Below are 17865 nucleotides of genomic sequence, written 5' to 3'. Positions count from 1 at the left end.
CTGGCTGACAGCTCACAACATATTCGTATATTATTAACTCACTGACCTTACTGGAGTTTGCGCATTAATGAATAACTAACACCTGTTGAAATTCGTTTTATTTTTTGAATTTACAGGGTTAGTGGGCGCAAAATTCGTCATATATCTTGCTATCGACTTAACGATACCTAGTTAATTTTAATTGCTTTGCGCGCCATGCCCTGAACACTCCAGAGGCATTATGCATACATTACACATCCACAATTTAAGCTATCAACACCCAGATGGCCAAACTCAATTTAAACAACTTAGTTTTTCAATAAATGAAAAGCTCACCGCGATCATTGGTGCTAATGGCAGCGGTAAATCAATATTGTTGAGTATATTGGCAAACCAACAACAACCTAGTTCGGGACATGTTGAATTTAGTGGTACTCGCGTGCTTATTTCACAGCAACAATTAAGTGAGCAGCACCTTCAAACATCGTCATCCACGATTGCACAACTATTAGGAGTTGATAAAAAGTTAGCCGCCCTTAATCGTATTGAACAAGGAAGCTGCCATGAGGCTGACTTTAACCTAATCGATGATGATTGGTTATGCGAGCAATATTACAAACAACAACTTTTAGCCCTTGCTATTGATACCTCATTAAACCAGCCAATTAAGCATTTAAGCGGCGGTCAACAGCGGCGTTTGATGCTATTTTGCGCGTTGCAAACAAAGCCTGATTTACTGATTTTAGATGAGCCAAGTAACCATTTAGACCAATCAGCAAAGCAATGGCTAATTGACCAATTACATGCGTTTAAAGGGCAAGTAATTGTAGTAAGTCATGACCGCCAATTACTTAATCAATGCGATGCTATTATTGAGCTTAGCAGTCAAGGTGTTCATTATGAAACGGGGAATTATGAGCATTTCAATGAGCAAAAAACACGACAACAAACTTCGCTTACAAAGCAAATTAATAATCTTGACAAGGAGCGACAAAAACACCTTCAGCAAACCCAGCTTAATCGTGAAAAAGCCCAACAAAGAGCAGCACAAGGTAATAAAAAACGTAACACCACCAGCCAACCAAAAGTGATGTTAGACTTTAAGAAAAACAGTGCCCAAGCAAGTAAAGGCGCTTCTGAACGGCTAGCCTCTGTCAAACGCGAAGCCCTAACCGAAAAACGCCAAACACTTCAACAGCAGTTACCAAATAGTAAAGCTAAAACAGTAAAGTTTACGCAACCGACTAGCAATAAACGCCTACTATTTATTGAAAAACTTACTTTGCCATTTTCAAGCGCTAATAAAGCAATCACCCTGCAAATTTTTAGTGGTGATAAGTTACACCTAAAAGGATCCAATGGCAGCGGTAAGTCAACATTACTCCGGATGATTAATGACTCGGCAAATTCACCAGTATCAACAGCGCTTCAATTAAATAGTAAAGTGCTTTATATAGATCAACACAGCTCTTTTTTAGGAGCAACAGACACTTTATGCAATGCATTAGAAAAACACTGTCAGCTAAAACAACAAACAGTACGCCATTTGCTTGCGAATATTGGCTTTAAGGGAGAGAATATTTATCGGCCAATTAGCCAATTAAGCGGCGGCGAGAAAATGCAATTAGCCATGCTTATAGCGGCGCAAAATGCGCAGCACTCTTTATTGTTACTCGATGAACCCGATAACCACTTGGACTTGGCTAACAAGCAACATCTTGCGCAAAATCTGGCTGATTTTACTGGCAGCTTTATATTGGTGAGCCACGATGAGGAGTTTATTAAGCAATCTAATGTACTAACTAACATTATCTTAAAATAGCACAGCGAGAACTTTTTCATCGTTTCAGGTTCAAACTCATCGGATCACTTAATTATAAAAAGGAATAATATGAAAACTCTACAATTGGTTTTGGTGATTGTAATTACTTCGTTAGCTGGCTGCAGTAGTATGCTCAGCCAAAATACGAATCAAAAAACTCGCTCAAGTAGTCTCGTGGATTTTCTATACCCTGATGAACAAAGCCGTCAGGCTCATCAACCAAGCATACCAACGCTTAACTTACCCGCAACTGTAGGTATCGCATTTATTCCTAACCAATATGACTCTGGCATTCGCAGTAACGACGAAATTGCCTTGCTTGAGAAAGTAAAAAAACAGTTTATGCAATATGACTACATTGACCGTATTGAAGTTATTCCTAGTAGTTATTTAAAAGGAGGTCAAGGATTTACCACTCTTGAGCAAGTATCTAGATTATATGACGTTGATATTATTGCGCTGGTATCATATGACCAAGTATCACAAACTCTCGAAAATAATGCTGCATTCTTATATTTAACAATTGTGGGGTTATACGTTATTCCTGGCAACGAAAACACCGTACAAACTTTTGTTGATACAGCTGTTTTCGATGTGAAAAGTAGAAAAATGCTGTTTCGAGCTCCGGGAATTAACAAAGTAGAGCAACGCAGTACAGCCGTCGGTATTGATGAAACCTTAAACGAGCAGTCGCAAGGCAGCTTTAGCTTAGCTGTTGATGACATGATCACAAACTTAGATGCTGAACTTGGGTCATTTAAAACCCGTGTCAAAGAAGACAAAATAGCCAATGTTAATCATAAAGACGGCAGCAGTGGTGGCAGTTTATATTTCTTATTAATGTTACTAACTGCTATGTTAATTTTAAAACAACACGAGCAAATAACTAAACAGCTCTACATTAAACTAACAAGCGTTTATCGCTAAAGCTTTAGAATTCCTAAAAAAGGTTATATCCTGCCCTTTTGAAATATCTTAGATAAAGGGCTTTCATGCTTTCTCGATTATTACCTCTGGCGCTGATCACACCTACAGCCTTTAATTCTTTCGCCGCGCAAAACGACATTGAACGCATTACCACTACAGCATCTCGTGCTGAGGTACGCGCCGATCCTCTACCTTTAGTAATAAGCAGTATCACTAAAGCGCAGTTAGATTTAATCGCACCGACCCATATCGAGCAAGTATTAAAGCAAGTTGCAGGTGCCAATGTACAACATGGTAACGGTCAAGAATATTTGCCCGCACTGCGCTCTCCGGTGCTTTCTGGCGCTGGCGCCTGTGGCGGTATTTTAACAGCCGAAGATGGCATCCCCCTGCGTGCGGCAGGCTTTTGCAATATTAACGAATTGTTTGAAGCGCACACCGAAATGGCGCAACGTATTGAAGTTTTAAAAGGCCCAGGCTCTGCCCTTTACGGCTCAAATGCTGTGCATGGCGTAATTAATGTGATCACCCCTGATACCACTTATGATGAACATTTGCTCGGCGTTGATTTAGGCTCTTACGGTTACAACCGGTTCAAACTGCGCAGCGGAAAAGATTTAGGCAATCAAGGATTTGGTATTAATGCCAGTATCACTCGCGATACCGGATACCGTGATGACGAAAGCGTAGACCAAGAAAAGCTCAATCTGCGCCATCGCTATACAAGTGATGATCTATCCGTCACTACAGGATTGAGCTATACCCACTTAGATCAAAAAACTGCCGGATTTATTGAAGGCTTTGAAAGCTATAAAAACGATGAAATAGCCCAGCAAAACTTTGATCCTGATGCATTTAGAAAAGCCCGCTCATTTCGGCTTTGGTCAAAAACACAATGGCAAACAGCAAAAGATACGCTAACCATTACCCCGTATGTGCGCAATCAAAGTATGACCTTCTTTAAGCATTTTTTACCGGGCACACCGCTTGAAGAAAACAGCCAAAATGGCGTTGGCGTGCAATCACTTTGGCAGCATGCGTATTCAAACGAATTAACTGTTAATTTAGGGCTAGACAGCGAATACACCCGTGCAGATTTTTTGCAATATCAAGACGAGCCAACTCAAGGTTCAGCATTTTTAGTAGCAACTGTGCCACAAGGTAAGCATTACGATTACGATGTAACCAGCACCCTACTCGCCCCTTTTATTAGCCTTGATTGGCAATGGCAGCAACTCGCTATCAGTTTAGGCGCACGCTTTGAGCAGCTTGATTACGACTACACCAATAATATGCTGGCTGGTCGCACTGACGAGAATGGCAGCGAATGTGGATTTGGCGGTTGTCGTTACTCGCGCCCGCCAAGTAGTAAGAATACCTTTACAAATACATCGCCTAAACTTGGCTTGAGTTATCAATTAAGTGCTGATAATTATTTATATGCAAACCTATCTCGCGGTTACCGTGCGCCGCAAGCGGCTGAACTTTATCAGCTACAGCGCGAACAACAAGTGGCTGATCTCGAATCTGAAACAGCAGACAATCTAGAAGTGGGCCTCAAAGGGCAATATCAACAACTGCATTATGTATTCTCAGCGTATGCGATGAATAAACAAAACGTGATTTTTCGCGACAGCGACTTTTTTACCATTAATGATGGGCAAACTCAGCACCGTGGTATTGAACTGGAGCTGGATTATCAACTTACTCAGTCGATTCAACTTGCCCTAGCAGCAAGCCATGCAATACACACATACGACTATGACCAAGTTTTATCTGAAGTAAACATTAACGGTAACGACATAGACACAGCACCGCGTAATATCGCCAACCTACAAGCTAACTGGCAAGTCACCAATAACACCTTAATTGCTATTGAGTGGCATCATGTCAGTGACTATTTCACCGATCCTGAAAACCAACACAGTTACGCAGGCCATGACTTACTAAATTTACGCGCAGCATGGCAACTGACTGAACAATTGAAACTAACCGCGCGCATTAACAATCTATTTGATACCGCCTATGCAGAGCGTGCCGATTACACCAGCTTTACTGGCGACCGTTATTTTCCTGGGCGACCACGTAATATAATGTTCTCAGCAAGTTACGCTTGGTAAATATTGAATTAAGTGATTTCTGCTATTACTCAAACTTTTTCTTTTTATCATGTCGATATGATTTTGAATTGTAAGTTGCAGTCATCACTTTATCAACTCCAGCTAAAATCGACTCTTTTAAACCACTTAAGAGCAAGACTTCTTGTGACCTTGAAACATACTCTATAACCCCTTGAGCTAACGATTCAACAATCTCTTGCGCATTCCTAATTACGATATGACCTTGATTAGCCAGCTTAATTAAGTGATCACAGTCTGGAAACTCTTTGCTCTTACAAATATTAAGTGCCATTTTATTATTGATGGTTGGATAAATTAATGTATGAGTAATATCAAAAGGTGGAGAAACAAAAATATTGCTCATATCTGGCGTGTACTGCAGCGCAAAATTTTTAAGATGGGCGTCACCGTTACCAATTAAACAACTGAAAACGATGTACTTATACATTTTTTCAACTTCGAGCATATTATTCGTGTACAAATAGGTTGCTTTCAGTAGGGTTTCGTAACTTCCCCGATATTTTTCATCGGGATCTGAAGAGCGCTTCATCAAAGTTGTAAAGTCTTCATAACCTAGCAACTGAGTGCCACTTTCACCACGATCAAAGCGTTCAATCACAAATGTTTCAAGGTTATCAGATAAATACGTATTTGGCGGTGCTAGACCGCAATATTTAGCTGCTTGCATGCACACATATTCATTAACAGTAAGCAGCTCAAACTCTTCATCAAATGATTTTACGATCAGATCTTTTTGATGAACTGTTCGCTCAACACTTGGAATACTTACTTTGGGTTGCATTCCTGACAAGGTATTCCTGAGATAGTATTTTTCTAATAACTGCGGAAATAAAGGCTGTGCATGCGAATACGTAAGAATATCGTTAAGTGACACGCTATCAACTTGCGGTAATTTAAAGTCACCTTGGTAAGATAACATGCCAATACCATCACTTCCTTGCAAAGCTAATAAGTACATGTCGTTAACTTTGGCGTAACGAGCAAGCCTTTGTGCAATGTATCTACGGTTATGCCCTTCAGGCAAATTTTGCGCAAAAATAGGATGCAATGCACCAGATCGATAACTATCATCCATGCCTTTTTCAGTCATAGTTAATGATAGATTAAACTCATTTTGCGTTTGCTTATAATCGTGTATTGCATCATGAGTTAGCACACCCAGCTCTTTGTCATCTATACACACTGTCAACTTTTGTACTTTTTCAGGTAGGTTAAAAGCCATCACTAGCTATCCTCACTAAAAAGATCGTTTAATTCATCCCAACGAGGTAACCGTGATTTAGACAAAGTTCTTGGTACTACAGCTAGCTCATAATCTAAATAATGAGTATAACGCTCAAGGATATCCAATGATCCTGTAAATTTACCGTTTTCAATTTCAGATAGTGTGCTTTTATTAATGTTCGTCAATTTTTGCACTTCTCGTTGTGTTAGTTGTTTTTCTTTTCGCGCCTGAGCAAGCGCTTTTCCTATTTCTATTCTATTCATCGCAGCCACCAGAAACTCGCCATATAGCGAACATGGTAGTATAAAACAAAAAATATAGCTATATAGCGAACATAACTAGATTACCTTTTACTGTAATAGCTGTTTATACTGCTCAGTTAAGTGCACCTTGAGTTCTGGGTGCGCTACTAATAACTCAGCAAGCTGAGCTTTAGCGGCGGTTGTTTCACCATCAGCAATAAGTGTATCTATACGTTTAAATTTATTTGCTACCTCTGCGGTGATAATTTCAAGCTCTAATAATACTTCGCTTTTAGCGGTCATGCTTTGCGACTCAAATTGCCGTCCTGCCATGTAAGATTGTGTACTGCGTTGAAGCCTTTGAGTTTGCTTTAATTGCTCTAGCTGCTTTTGTTCTAGCACTTCGCTTTGCATCATTTCAGACAAGGCTGCAGGTGCTAAAGCAGTCTGTTCATCGGCTAAAATTTGTAGATCATTCATTGCCTCTGACGGCTTAAGATACTGAGTAGTATTTTGCATATATAAAACCGCGACTAACACCAGTGATGCCGCAGTAGATAATTGCCCATACCAAGTTTGGTAAAAGCGTTTGCGCTTATTAATATTGGTTACTTTGTTAGCATTAGCGGCTTCAGCTGCATGTTGTAATATTTGCTCATCAAGTTGTAAGCTTGGTTGCTCCGTTGCACCTCGTTTATAAAGTGAAGCAATATCATGATCGGTTAACTTATCGCTCATTGTTAGTCTCCATTTTATACTTGATACATTGCTTTAGCTTGGCTAGCGCGTAACGGATGCGGCTTTTGATATTTTCAGTTGTTTCTACCGCTAGTTCGGCAATTTCTTTGAGGGTAAAATCAGCTTCGTGTTTAAGTAAAAACGCCTCTTTTTGCTCACGTGGCAATTGTGCTAGGCACACTTTTAACTGCGCTGCTTGCTGAGCCTGCTCGAGCTTTTCAGCATCTGGTCGACTGTTATGATCAGCAAATTCGGCAATTTCAATGTCTTGATTATCACCGTCTAGCCATTTGTTTTGCGTACCAGTGCGGCGGTAATGATCAATCAATTCATTGTGCGCAATACGATACAACCAAGTGGTAAACTTAGCGCTCACTTGATACTGTGAGCGCGCTTTTATCAGCTTATTCCAGACTTCTTGATAAAGCTCTTCAGCCACTTGCGGGTTTGCGCACTGGCGTAAAAAATAACGATATAAGCTATTTTTATGGCGTAGGTACAGCTGGGTAAAAGCCTGTACATCACCTTGTCCATAACTCAACATTAATTGCTCATCAGCTAGTTCTGTCATAACATCCTTTACTTAAATCATACCAATCGTGTTAAGTTATTAGTCATTTATAGCGACATATAAATAGAGTGATAACAAGGCATAAACTTTGACATATAGTTGTTCTATTTGAGAAATTTATAACACAGTTAGCGCTTTATTTAGCGCGCTAGAATGACTAAATATTTAAGTTGATTGGTATCACAGTGCCGCAGCATTATTAACGAGTTGCACAAACTCACTACGATAGCCAAATGTGTCTATGCCTTTGTTAGCGGTTGCCAATTTAGCGCAATCTTCATACTGCCAGTCTCCGATATATTTTGCACCTTTTAATAACTGCGCAAAACCAGCCACTGCGGCGGCAAATTTAAAGTCTTGGCTGGCTTGCGATAAAGGCAGTTCACCTTTAGGTGTTGCAACAGCTTGAGTGATCAACTTACTTTGCTCAGCGTCAGGCTGTTTATAACGCACTTTTACAAAGGCGAGTTCATTGCTGGTAGCCAGTTTTTTGTCTTCTTTAGATTGGTAACGCAGCTCATAAATTTGTTTATGAGCTGCGTTGGCTAAGGTTATTTCATACAGCGCAGTCACGCTATGCCCTGCCCCTAACTCTGCGGCATCGACCTTATCGTTATTAAAATCTTCATTAGCGAGTACGCGATTTTGATAACCAATTAAACGATATTCAGCCACCTGCTGTGGATTGAATTCCACTTGAATTTTTACGTCTTTGGCAATAATTTGCATGGTACTGCTGAGTTCATCGACCAGTACTTTGCGTGCTTCGTTTATGTTATCTATGTAAGCATGCTGGCCGTTACCTATATTTGCCAGTTGCTCCATTAGGCCATCATTATAATTACCTTGGCCAAATCCCAAAGTAGTTAAGGCAATCCCCGTCTTGCGCTTAGATGCCACCAGCTCTTTGAGTTTATCGATTGATTGGGTGCCCACATTAAAGTCGCCATCAGTGGCTAAAATCACCCGATTAATACCTCCTTTTTTAAAATTTTCGGCCGCAATTTGATAAGCCAGTTCAATACCTTGCTCGCCATTAGTTGAGCCGCCTGCTGCCAGTTTATCTAACGCGGCGCTGATAGTTTGTTGCTCATTGCCTTTCGTTGCTGGCAAAACCATGCCTGCGGCACCGGCATACACGACAATTGCAACTGAATCATTTTCATCTAACTGTTTAGTTAACATGGTTAAACTGGTTTTTAATAAGGGTAACTTATTTGGTGCATTCATAGAGCCAGATACATCCAGTAAAAACACTAAATTCGCCGCTTTTAAATCGGCTTTTTCAATCTCAAAACCTTTAATGCCAATTTTTAATAGTTGCCGATGCTCATTCCAAGGAGCTGTTGCCATCTCGGTATGAACATTAAAAGGTGTAGCTATGCTATTGGGTGCACTGTAACCGTAGTCAAAATAATTAATAAAAGCTTCTTCACGTACTGCGTCATTAGGTGGTAATTTCCCCATATTGAGCATACGCCGAGTATTGCTGTAACTGCCCGTATCAACATCAATTGAAAAGGTTGAAACCGGTTCAGTACCAACTTGTTTTACTGGGTTTTGCTGGGATTTTAAATAATTTTCACGATCTTGCTCTGACTCAAATGCCATGTCATCAATAGGGGCTGGCGGCATTAGCTGTAGCTGTAATCCTGGGCGATGCATAGCAACACTTTCATGTACCATTCCTTGCGGCATTGCTGCAAAACTTATGGCATTTTTACTCTGCCTTTTTTGCACTTGTAACTCTAATTGCTGTTCATCGTTTTGTTTGCTTTGCGCCGCGTTGTTTGCTTGGCTTTGTTGTTCATCAATCTCACGTGGCGCACTTTGCTCACAGCCAGTTAAACCAACTATAACCGCAAGGCTCAGCACAGTTAAACGCAAATTAATTGATTGGGTGTTACTAATTTTGTTATTCATAAAATCACCTTGTTGTCTATCAAATGAGGTTCACTAAGGCTATTAACGGATGACTTTAAAAAGTGGGGTTAATTATTTTTTAATGAGCATCTATTCGTCCCATTTAATATCTACGTTACGAGTGCTGAGTTATAATTGCGCTCCCTCTTTCTTATTGATGATTTTAGTTTTGAACTCGACTGCCATTAAAAGAACTGCTTTTTCTTCTGCTATTTTAATTTTAGGCATTATCTTTATTGCCGCTAACTTACGCGCACCGGTTACAGGGATTGCTCCTGTGCTTGAGCAAATAATTTTGACCTTTAACTTAAGCCCTTCGCAAGCCGGTATGCTCACAACACTGCCGTTAATTGCCTTTGCTTTAGCCAGCCCGATGGCGGCAAGTCTTGCTAAAAAACAAGGCTTAGAAATATCACTGTTTATTGCGCTTATTCTGATTGGTTTGGGCTTGGCTTCGCGGCTAATTGACTCTATGCCAATGCTTTACTTAGGTACAGCAGTCATTGGCATCGGTATCGCAATTGGTAACGTACTGTTACCGAGCTTAATTAAACGCGACTTCCCGCATAAAGTGGCAGTGATGACCTCTACTTACGTACTAGCGATGGGAATTTTTGGTGGTAGTTATGCCGCGCTTATTATTCCGCTGGCTGAATATAAAAGTATCGGCTGGCAATTAGCCCTTGCTTGTTATGGCTTACTTACCCTAGTGAGTATTGTTATTTGGCTACCACAGTTAAAACTTCATACTAAGCCAACAAAAGATCTACTGGCGAGTGTCAACACCAACAAAGTATGGCACGAGGCGCTTGCGTGGCAGATTACCTTACTGCTGGGATTAAATTCATTTTTTACCTATATTATGATTAGTTGGTTGCCGAGCATTTTGCTTGAAGGTGGCCATACAGCTCAGCATGCGGGTGCGCTACAAGGTGCCTTTCAAGTAGCGTCTGCAGTGCCTGGCATTATCTTAATACCACTGCTGGCAAAGCTTAAAGATCAACGTATTTTAACCAGCTTGTTAGCACTAATAGCCGCAACATGCTCACTTGGGCTGCTCTATTTACCTGAGTTTGCCTCTTTGTGGGCAGTCACCTTAGGATTTTGCTCAGGCGCCTGCTTTATTTTAGGTTTATCGTTTATTAGCTTACGTACTCATGACACCCGTCAGGCTACATCACTTTCAGGCATGGCACAGTGCTTGGGCTATTTACTTGCCGCCTCTGGGCCGATTATCGCAGGCTCATTACATAGCTACTTTGGCAATTGGACAACCACCTTATGGTTATGTGCTTTTGCGAGTGCATTGTGCGCCGTATTTGGTTATTTAGGTGGACGTAATATCACCATGAGAAGTGACAGCAATACCTAACTACATGCCTAAATAAATGCATTGCTTAAACGCAATGCATTTATATCTTTAAGAGGAGGACGACCAAAAAATCGGGTGTACTCTCGGCTAAATTGTGAGGCGCTTTCATAGCCCACTTGCAAAGCAGCCGTATTCGCATCAAGGCGCTGATTCAGCATTAATTGCCTCGCCTCTTGTAAACGTAAATTCTTGATATATTGCAAAGGGCTGAGTTTAGTCACTTCTCGAAAGTGCTGGCGAAACGTTGATTCACTCATATGCGCCTCAGCAGCTAAGTCAACTATCGAAAAATCATCTTTATAATTTTGTTTTAACCAATATAAAATTTTAGCTATTTTTTGACTAGCGGATCCTGCGGTTACTATTTGCCTTAATTGATAACTATGTGGGCTTTGTAATAACCGAAAAACAATCTCCTCTTGGATTAAAGGGGCTAGTTGCAAAAGCAGCTTAGGCTCGTTTAATAATTTAATCAGCCTATTTATAGCATCTAAAAGACCCTCATCAGCATCGACTACCGACATAGCGCATTGACGAGCTACACAATCTTGAGATGAAAAATCCATATTAGCAACTGCTTGACCTAAAACTTTACTGTCGATACATAAGTGCAACCCTAAAAAAGGGCGTTGTATAGACGCTGAAGTAATATGGCTTACAACTGGCACATCAACAGAGGCAACTAATGTTTGTCCTTCTGCATAATCATAAATATCTTCGCCCAAGGTAACACGCTTGCCACCTTGCACAGTTATGCCTAAACCAAGCCCATAAACACATGGCATAGGCTCAGACACATTGCTGCGACGTACTAATTTAAGCGCATCTATCTGAGTGTTAAAAATACCATCGTGTGTAGCAATTGCTAACACGGATTCGGTTAAGGTCTGTTTACTAGTCATCGCGTTTTAATTTGATCTCATCATACTTTAATCAAAGCTTAGCACTAAGCACACTCATAAATATTAAAAACAATCACGATCTGTTGTTTTAGGCAAAAAACACATTGGTTTTAACAAACACATTTAGCCATTATCAGTAATAATAAATATTCGCTCAGGCATATTAATGCGCTGACAGGTTATCACTATAAAAACCCAAATAATTCACTTCTCTACGCACTATTTTAAACAGCAAATTAAGCAGCCTAAGGTAAAGCTTACCTACTGCGATATTTTTGCTTTTTAACAATTTAATTTTTAAAGAGACATTATGCTTAAAGTAAATAACCACACAAAATACCCGTTTGTTGCAGCTATTGCCGCACTTGCAGCAATGGGGGAGTTATATCGTCTAAAAAACTTGTTGAACGAAGCCTTAGATAAAGGACATACCATTGATGAGCTTAATAGTGCATTTTCTTATATGGTTACCTACATTGGTGTCCCTCGGTCGTTAAATAGCCTAAACGTGCTAAAACAAATATGTTTGCAAAGACAGCCAAATCGTACAGCATTGGTTGAGCAAGAAATTGAACACCTATCCACGACTAAAATAAACAGCGCCCAAAGCAGGCTTTCTCATCACTGTTACTTGGCAATAAAGCTGGGGGCATTGGCAGTGGAAGATAATTTTCAAGCTCTGCTTCAAGCCCATTTAGTTACATGTCTTGATTCGCAATTTGAAGCAGCACACATAAATGCCGTGATCAATTCACTGGCTATTAAAGCAGATATAAACGTAGCAATGCGCGCTAATTTATCTTTTGCAAAATTGTTAGAGCGCGCATAGTAGTAATATACATTACGAAATTAGACGCTTAAGGCACAGTATCAAAGCCAGTTATAGTGTTTAGCTCTTTTAACCAAGATGGGCTTGAACGACACCAAATTTGTGCTTTAGGAATAAGTTGCTCACGCTGCTCAATAGCCCCAATACGTAGGCCATAAATTTTATCGCCATCACCGACTGACGTTGCATACAAAGAGGTGCCGCAATTACCACAAAATCCCTGTGCACGCTTATTACCACTTTCGGCTGTTTTTATATATTCTTTCGGCGCAGCTGCAGTAAACGTAACCGCGTTAGGATGTGATATAACCACAGTGCGAAATGGGGAACTTGCGATAATTTGGCAATCAGTACAATGACAATTTATTACTTTATTTTCATCAACTTCAGCATGGTAAGTAACCTCACCACAATGACAACGTCCGGTAATTTGCATTTAAGATCCCTACATAGAATTTTAACTAACTAAAGTGGTATCACTTTACGCCAACTTCCCTTGTATTTTCAACAAACGTTTAGGTCATTAACGGTTTTTATACTGGGTTTTACAGTGGCTGCGCATAATAGCGGGATTGCGTAATTTTAAATGTTTTGTTGTACGGCCAGCATGGCGCTTGCGCCAGACTTTAAACGAACCCGATGAGATATTGTCGCGCATAAAACTAACTAACTGGGAATGATTTAAACCATAAAGGTTTTCAATGGCTTCAAATGGCGTGCGATCTTCCCATGCCATCTCGATAATTCTAGACACTTGGCTACTATCAAACATAACAGACTCTTCTACAAAATATCTTTATACCCGACATAGCAAGAATACGATCAATCTGTAACTTCAACTCGCCATGATGGATTCAGCCGATTACACCCCGCCCAATAAAGTTTAATTTTATTGCCTGATGGGTCTTTTAACACCGCTTCTCGCCATAAATAACGCTGCACGGTGATCACTGATTCAAACTCAAAGCCCTTAGCTTTTAAGGAGGCGACCCACTTTTCTAGTTCTGCGCTTTCAAAATATATAACCGCACCATTACTAAACACATCATCAGTTAATAATAAAGAAAATGTAGCTTTATTAGGGCACTCAAAGCGTGAGTAATGATCCGTTTTTACAATTTGTGTAAAGCCCATGGCCAGGTAAAATTGATTTGCTTTTTCGATGTCACAGACAGGTAAAGTGATTTGATTAAGGTTCATAGTCGTTACCTAAATATTGAGTTAGATAACGACTTTAAAACCTTAACTTAACTTGAGGTCAATTAGTAATTTGTATCTTGATATTAAGAAGCTTGATAGCGATTTGCTTGTTTGATGCTAGCAAAATCGTTAAAGCGAACACCGTGTTTTTTCATTACCTCAAGTACTTTCTTGCTGATCATTTGGCGTAAATAAAACGGTTGATTCGGCACAAAATGGTGGATCGTATGGGTATGGCCAAAGTTAAAACAAAACAAGTTAAACGGTGCGAACAAGCGACTCGTTAAAACATGCGTTTGCTCCAGCATGTTATTAACGCCGCCATAGTAATGCATTGATGAAGTCACAAAATTTAATGAACTTGAACGCACAATATTAGGCACAATCAACACCACCATTAAAAACTCAAACACCGCCATAGTGTCCAGCAACAACGCCGGCGAATTAGCCGCAAGTGGGGTAAATAAATCAACTAAATGGAACACAATTACGCTGTATAAAATAGCAAAGTACGCTGTGGTAACCGGAAACCCTGCGTTAAATACCTTAAAAAAGCTAAACCCTTTGATTTCTTTACTAAAACGTTTAGCGTTAATTAACAAGCCGAGTAAGCCATCAACAATTACCAACGCCCGTAACAATGGCTTTTTAATGCCATTACCCACTAAGCGCTCTTCTAAGTCTTGCTCAGTACCCGACACTTTATGATGATGTAAATGCATTTTACGGCGATACCATGGGCTAATAGTATTTGGGCGCATTAGCCACACTGTTAGCATCATAAAGTTATGTAGAAAAGGCTGGTTACTAAAGTACTGTTTATGGATCAGGTCGTGTTCAAGCTCGTGGGAAATTGACGCTGCAATGGCTGCTAAAATAATACATAGCCACGCAGGGATAATAGCGAAGTAATAAAGTGCACCAACCCCAATTAACGCACTGAGTGATAATAATAAAATAGCCATCCCGATAGTATTTTGATGGGCTAATAACGGGTGCTTTTGACGAAGCTTAGCTTCTTCAGCTTTAATCGCCTTAACAATGGCTTGAATATTTTCCTTAGCACTTAACGTGGTCATAAATAGCAACTGATAATCAAAGTTGCGCAAATGATACCCGAATAAATAAAAAGCTGCTAGAGCAACGAGCAACGAGCAACGAGCAACGAAAAAATAAAAGTGCCGTTAATTTAAGTCAAGCATGTTTTTTTAATATAACTACAATTGGTTAAGTTAGCCGTAGCTAAATCGACTTAAATTAAAATAGCAGTCTTTTGACCTGTAAGAATTATTATGGCGACAGAGTGCCATGAACGGACGTTGCCGATCCTAATTGCTTGTTATAAGCATTTTAATTCTGGGATCCTGTTATATAAAGCTTCTCTTACTCTATCTTCTAGTTCAAACGCTTCAGCTTCCCACGGTTGATATTTAGAGCATGAGTAATTTGAATCACTAGCTGACAAGTTGGGATAGCTTTTGCCTTTTCAGAGACTATAACCTTCGCATGGTTCCGTCGGCAGGTCTTTCTTTTTGACTTTTATAATAAAATGCAAGATGCAAGACCTGATGCTGTTTTTCTTCGATATGGCGCGCGGGTTTGCAGTCTCAGCCCAAATTGTTGGGCGAACATAATCGACTTGTTAGAGTTTTTTTGCCAACTTATTATGAATTGCACTGTATGACGTCTCTAGTCTTTTTAAATGCTTACTGACATTTTTCCATTCCCAAACTAAAAAAGACCCAAACTCTGGATAAGTATCCTGCCACTCTTTTGCTTCCTTTTTATCTCTTGCATGAAGCGAAAACAACACGAAGTAATCTCCTTCAATAAAAATATTGAAATTGATTGTGCCCCAGCCATCTGCTGTATATCTATAGGTAGCACCATCACACTTATCTGGAACCAAATCATGTTTCTCAATGTAAACCTCCCCACCAGTGTCAGAGTAGTGGAGAGTCAAGTTGATATCTTTACACCTAAAGTCATTCTCAGATAGTTTGAAATTAGCATATTCATTCAAATCCTTCCGATTAGAAAAAATTTGTATTTCTTTATCGAAATCTGAATAAGCTTCGTAAATAAGAACATCATCTTCAAAGATAAGATTAAGAACCTTTGGTAGTTCTGAAATTGGAATTCCGTTTACAAGAGACATACAGAAAACTCTAACGAGGCTGTAGAATTACTCGTTTTTAATTTATTTTTATTGATGGTTCAACCATAGCCCAGTTGCTATTTTGATTCAATCGACGACTGGCTTTCACGTAAAATATAAAAAGAGGGCTTGGTGTTGTTTTAATTGGCATTTTTGCAGGTGTTTGAGTGGCTTATTTTAGGTGGTAAGTGCCTAGCCTTATCAGTACATCGTGATTACAGGAGGTGAACCGCCCACTGCACTTACTGTAAATAAAAAGCGCATATGGGTGATGTTGAAAGAGCTCAGGCTACCCGATTAATGTAAGCTACATTTGCAACAAGAACTTACGTAAATCACGCTCTTGTCTCATTATGTGTAAAATAAAAACCTTATCATTGTCTATTTTGTAAAATATACGACAAGGATTAACTATCACTTCACGATAATTCAGATTTGATAGTTCAATCGGTGTTTTCCCTGATTCAGGGAAATCTTCAAGGCGTTCAACTTTAGCAAAGATTTTCACCACCAACTTTTTAGCTGACAGCAAGTTACTCAATGCAATATATTCAGCGATATCGTTTAAATCTTCCAGAGCAGGATTTGTCCAGATTATTTCAGCCATTTATTCATTTTCTCTTTAGCTTCAATATTAGACGTAGTTTCTCCTCTACTTATTGCCTGCTCGCCTTTAGCTAACGCCTCAAGGATTTGCATACGTTTTTGCATGAATTCGAAGTCATCAACATCAACAAGATACGCTGACGGTTGCCCATGTTCGGTGATTAATACGGGCTCTTTAGTTAAATGCAGTTCAGATAATATTTTCGTCGCTTGGCGTTTCAATGTTGTTACTAACTCTACTCTCATAATAACCTCCACAAAAATGTATCACTATAGTAGCACTGAGTAAGCAATTTAGGAAACACGGCTAACGAGCATGTAGATTAAAATTAAACTAAACGAGACGACATATTCGATTGATGAAACCAGCCCCCTTGAGTAGTGCCATGATGAAGTTAACCGATGAATGTCTCGGCTCTGGCATACTGCTTCGCCCTACCTTCTAAATCCATTTGGTCGTAGTGCCCCAGCGACCCCAAAAGGATATGGGAAAAACCTGGCTGCGATAAAAGCGCCTCTATATGTGTTTGCCGTAAGCTATTTGCTTAACAGCCACATCGACAGACGAAGTAAACGAATTAGTTTATTGATTTAGAGTTGACCGCCACTAAATGAAAACTGTCAAATAGAACACAAGTGCCTATGAAATGAGTTCAGGCTCATATGTGTTAAATTTTTACTTGGCATATTGTTCAATATATTTTGTGGTAGTTTCTTTTGCTTGGTTTAACTCTGCCTCAGACATTGCTTTGGTTAGCCGAGCCAAACCCTCTTTTGCGAACTCTGTGTCAGTACCTGCTCGCGCAATAACCACTTTGTACTAAGCATAAGACTCAACACTATTTTGTACTGAGCCTGGGCTAGACTCTAGCAAATATGCATACTCAACTTGTGCTGTGTAAAATCCTAGTTTTGCACTCTGATCTAGGTATTTTTGAGCTGATGCAAAATCACCTTTCGATGCTGCCTCCACACCTTTGTGGCGAAGTTCAACTGCCTCACTTGCTAAAGTGCTAGCAGAAAATACTAGCGAAAGGATTGTTACTAGAATGAGCTTCATTGTTTCTCCTGAAATTTAACGAGGCTGTAGAATAACTCGTTTTTAATTTATTTTTATTGATGCATTAACCATAGCCGAGTTCCTATTTTGATTCAATCGGTTACTTCGATTTTACGTAAAATATAAAAAGAGGATTTGCTGTTGCTTTAATGGGCGTTTTGGAAGGTATG

19 protein-coding genes are annotated in these 17865 nt (G+C 39.8%); 5 read left to right on the top strand and 14 right to left on the bottom strand.

Features of this window, described 5'->3' with window-relative positions:
* Positions 1 to 220 precede the first annotated feature (220 nt).
* The 3 genes from H5186_RS16465 to H5186_RS16455 all read left to right on the top strand — a co-directional run bounded on the left by H5186_RS16465 (position 221) and on the right by H5186_RS16455 (position 4848).
* Entirely contained in the window at positions 221 to 1801 is a 1581-nt protein-coding gene (locus H5186_RS16465; protein ID WP_182761530.1) for an ATP-binding cassette domain-containing protein, read from the top strand.
* A gap of 69 nt (positions 1802 to 1870) precedes the next feature.
* Positions 1871 to 2728 (top strand): rhombotarget lipoprotein, encoded by an 858-nt coding sequence (rhlP, locus tag H5186_RS16460; RefSeq protein ID WP_182739794.1) that lies wholly within the window; start codon positions 1871 to 1873, stop codon positions 2726 to 2728.
* A gap of 65 nt (positions 2729 to 2793) precedes the next feature.
* The gene (locus tag H5186_RS16455) at positions 2794 to 4848 is read left to right on the top strand and encodes a TonB-dependent receptor (RefSeq protein WP_182739795.1); all 2055 of its coding nucleotides are present in this window, start codon (positions 2794 to 2796) and stop codon (positions 4846 to 4848) included.
* A 25-nt stretch (positions 4849 to 4873) separates the two neighbouring features.
* Here the strand turns inward: H5186_RS16455 and H5186_RS16450 are convergent, their stop codons facing one another.
* From H5186_RS16450 to H5186_RS16430, 5 genes are all read right to left on the bottom strand, one after another.
* On the bottom strand, positions 4874 to 6091 hold the full coding sequence (locus H5186_RS16450) for a type II toxin-antitoxin system HipA family toxin (RefSeq protein ID WP_182739796.1): 1218 nt from the start codon (positions 6089 to 6091) through the stop codon (positions 4874 to 4876).
* A gap of 2 nt (positions 6092 to 6093) precedes the next feature.
* Entirely contained in the window at positions 6094 to 6357 is a 264-nt protein-coding gene (locus tag H5186_RS16445) for a helix-turn-helix domain-containing protein (RefSeq protein WP_145241219.1), read from the bottom strand.
* An 87-nt stretch (positions 6358 to 6444) separates the two neighbouring features.
* Positions 6445 to 7074, bottom strand: coding sequence for a hypothetical protein (locus H5186_RS16440; RefSeq protein ID WP_182784152.1), 630 nt, complete (start codon positions 7072 to 7074; stop codon positions 6445 to 6447).
* Complete coding sequence (locus tag H5186_RS16435) at positions 7064 to 7645, bottom strand: sigma-70 family RNA polymerase sigma factor (RefSeq protein ID WP_145241223.1); 582 nt, start codon at positions 7643 to 7645, stop codon at positions 7064 to 7066. The genes H5186_RS16440 and H5186_RS16435 overlap by 11 nt, the downstream gene beginning before the upstream one ends.
* Positions 7646 to 7825: 180 nt before the next feature.
* Positions 7826 to 9568, bottom strand: a complete 1743-nt coding sequence (locus tag H5186_RS16430) for a VWA domain-containing protein (protein ID WP_182784150.1) — start codon at positions 9566 to 9568, stop codon at positions 7826 to 7828.
* A 157-nt stretch (positions 9569 to 9725) separates the two neighbouring features.
* Here H5186_RS16430 and H5186_RS16425 point away from each other — a divergent pair, with 157 nt between their 5' ends.
* Positions 9726 to 10940, top strand: coding sequence for an MFS transporter (locus H5186_RS16425; protein WP_182739805.1), 1215 nt, complete (start codon positions 9726 to 9728; stop codon positions 10938 to 10940).
* An 8-nt stretch (positions 10941 to 10948) separates the two neighbouring features.
* Here the strand turns inward: H5186_RS16425 and H5186_RS16420 are convergent, their stop codons facing one another.
* Entirely contained in the window at positions 10949 to 11842 is an 894-nt protein-coding gene (locus H5186_RS16420) for an AraC family transcriptional regulator (protein ID WP_145241227.1), read from the bottom strand.
* 310 nt (positions 11843 to 12152) lie between these two features.
* Here H5186_RS16420 and H5186_RS16415 point away from each other — a divergent pair, with 310 nt between their 5' ends.
* Entirely contained in the window at positions 12153 to 12671 is a 519-nt protein-coding gene (locus H5186_RS16415) for a carboxymuconolactone decarboxylase family protein (RefSeq protein ID WP_182718284.1), read from the top strand.
* 28 nt (positions 12672 to 12699) lie between these two features.
* On the opposite strand, the gene H5186_RS16410 is transcribed toward H5186_RS16415, so the two are convergent.
* The 8 genes from H5186_RS16410 to H5186_RS16375 form a co-directional block, all read right to left on the bottom strand.
* On the bottom strand, positions 12700 to 13107 hold the full coding sequence (locus H5186_RS16410) for a GFA family protein (protein WP_182718283.1): 408 nt from the start codon (positions 13105 to 13107) through the stop codon (positions 12700 to 12702).
* A gap of 87 nt (positions 13108 to 13194) precedes the next feature.
* Positions 13195 to 13443 carry a TIGR03643 family protein gene (locus H5186_RS16405; RefSeq protein WP_145241233.1) on the bottom strand — a complete coding sequence of 83 codons (249 nt, stop codon included), beginning with the start codon at positions 13441 to 13443 and terminating at the stop codon, positions 13195 to 13197.
* A gap of 50 nt (positions 13444 to 13493) precedes the next feature.
* Entirely contained in the window at positions 13494 to 13871 is a 378-nt protein-coding gene (locus tag H5186_RS16400) for a VOC family protein (protein ID WP_182718282.1), read from the bottom strand.
* Between the two features lie 83 nt (positions 13872 to 13954).
* Positions 13955 to 14950, bottom strand: a complete 996-nt coding sequence (locus H5186_RS16395) for a fatty acid desaturase (protein WP_182731806.1) — start codon at positions 14948 to 14950, stop codon at positions 13955 to 13957.
* A gap of 563 nt (positions 14951 to 15513) precedes the next feature.
* Positions 15514 to 16029 carry a hypothetical protein gene (locus H5186_RS16390; protein WP_182739800.1) on the bottom strand — a complete coding sequence of 172 codons (516 nt, stop codon included), beginning with the start codon at positions 16027 to 16029 and terminating at the stop codon, positions 15514 to 15516.
* A 307-nt stretch (positions 16030 to 16336) separates the two neighbouring features.
* Complete coding sequence (locus H5186_RS16385; protein ID WP_182794693.1) at positions 16337 to 16636, bottom strand: type II toxin-antitoxin system RelE/ParE family toxin; 300 nt, start codon at positions 16634 to 16636, stop codon at positions 16337 to 16339.
* Entirely contained in the window at positions 16624 to 16881 is a 258-nt protein-coding gene (locus H5186_RS16380; protein ID WP_149981240.1) for a type II toxin-antitoxin system Phd/YefM family antitoxin, read from the bottom strand. The genes H5186_RS16385 and H5186_RS16380 overlap by 13 nt, the downstream gene beginning before the upstream one ends.
* 574 nt (positions 16882 to 17455) lie before the next feature.
* Positions 17456 to 17695: a hypothetical protein gene (locus H5186_RS16375; protein ID WP_182794692.1), complete on the bottom strand. Its 240-nt coding sequence runs from the start codon at positions 17693 to 17695 to the stop codon at positions 17456 to 17458.
* Positions 17696 to 17865 lie beyond the last annotated feature (170 nt).

The organism is Pseudoalteromonas sp. SG41-2 (genome assembly GCF_014164535.1).
Taxonomy (GTDB): Bacteria; Pseudomonadota; Gammaproteobacteria; order Enterobacterales; family Alteromonadaceae; genus Pseudoalteromonas; species Pseudoalteromonas rhizosphaerae.
Note: the sequence above shows the minus strand (reverse complement) of the source record. Positions and strands in the feature narration are given on the sequence as shown.

What these genes read in the sequence shown, in the direction of transcription:
- H5186_RS16425 (WP_182739805.1), top strand. Translation starts at nt 9,726, where the DNA reads ATGATTTTAGTTTTGAACTCGACTGCCATTAAAAGAACTGCTTTTTCT.
- H5186_RS16380 (WP_149981240.1), bottom strand. Translation starts at nt 16,881, where the DNA reads ATGAGAGTAGAGTTAGTAACAACATTGAAACGCCAAGCGACGAAAATA.
- H5186_RS16405 (WP_145241233.1), bottom strand. Translation starts at nt 13,443, where the DNA reads ATGTTTGATAGTAGCCAAGTGTCTAGAATTATCGAGATGGCATGGGAA.
- H5186_RS16395 (WP_182731806.1), bottom strand. Translation starts at nt 14,950, where the DNA reads ATGACCACGTTAAGTGCTAAGGAAAATATTCAAGCCATTGTTAAGGCG.
- H5186_RS16430 (WP_182784150.1), bottom strand. Translation starts at nt 9,568, where the DNA reads ATGAATAACAAAATTAGTAACACCCAATCAATTAATTTGCGTTTAACT.
- H5186_RS16400 (WP_182718282.1), bottom strand. Translation starts at nt 13,871, where the DNA reads ATGAACCTTAATCAAATCACTTTACCTGTCTGTGACATCGAAAAAGCA.
- H5186_RS16445 (WP_145241219.1), bottom strand. Translation starts at nt 6,357, where the DNA reads ATGAATAGAATAGAAATAGGAAAAGCGCTTGCTCAGGCGCGAAAAGAA.
- H5186_RS16415 (WP_182718284.1), top strand. Translation starts at nt 12,153, where the DNA reads ATGCTTAAAGTAAATAACCACACAAAATACCCGTTTGTTGCAGCTATT.
- H5186_RS16385 (WP_182794693.1), bottom strand. Translation starts at nt 16,636, where the DNA reads ATGGCTGAAATAATCTGGACAAATCCTGCTCTGGAAGATTTAAACGAT.
- H5186_RS16455 (WP_182739795.1), top strand. Translation starts at nt 2,794, where the DNA reads ATGCTTTCTCGATTATTACCTCTGGCGCTGATCACACCTACAGCCTTT.
- H5186_RS16375 (WP_182794692.1), bottom strand. Translation starts at nt 17,695, where the DNA reads ATGAAGCTCATTCTAGTAACAATCCTTTCGCTAGTATTTTCTGCTAGC.
- H5186_RS16410 (WP_182718283.1), bottom strand. Translation starts at nt 13,107, where the DNA reads ATGCAAATTACCGGACGTTGTCATTGTGGTGAGGTTACTTACCATGCT.
- H5186_RS16440 (WP_182784152.1), bottom strand. Translation starts at nt 7,074, where the DNA reads ATGAGCGATAAGTTAACCGATCATGATATTGCTTCACTTTATAAACGA.
- H5186_RS16465 (WP_182761530.1), top strand. Translation starts at nt 221, where the DNA reads ATGCATACATTACACATCCACAATTTAAGCTATCAACACCCAGATGGC.
- H5186_RS16390 (WP_182739800.1), bottom strand. Translation starts at nt 16,029, where the DNA reads ATGTCTCTTGTAAACGGAATTCCAATTTCAGAACTACCAAAGGTTCTT.
- H5186_RS16420 (WP_145241227.1), bottom strand. Translation starts at nt 11,842, where the DNA reads ATGACTAGTAAACAGACCTTAACCGAATCCGTGTTAGCAATTGCTACA.
- H5186_RS16435 (WP_145241223.1), bottom strand. Translation starts at nt 7,645, where the DNA reads ATGACAGAACTAGCTGATGAGCAATTAATGTTGAGTTATGGACAAGGT.
- rhlP (WP_182739794.1), top strand. Translation starts at nt 1,871, where the DNA reads ATGAAAACTCTACAATTGGTTTTGGTGATTGTAATTACTTCGTTAGCT.
- H5186_RS16450 (WP_182739796.1), bottom strand. Translation starts at nt 6,091, where the DNA reads ATGGCTTTTAACCTACCTGAAAAAGTACAAAAGTTGACAGTGTGTATA.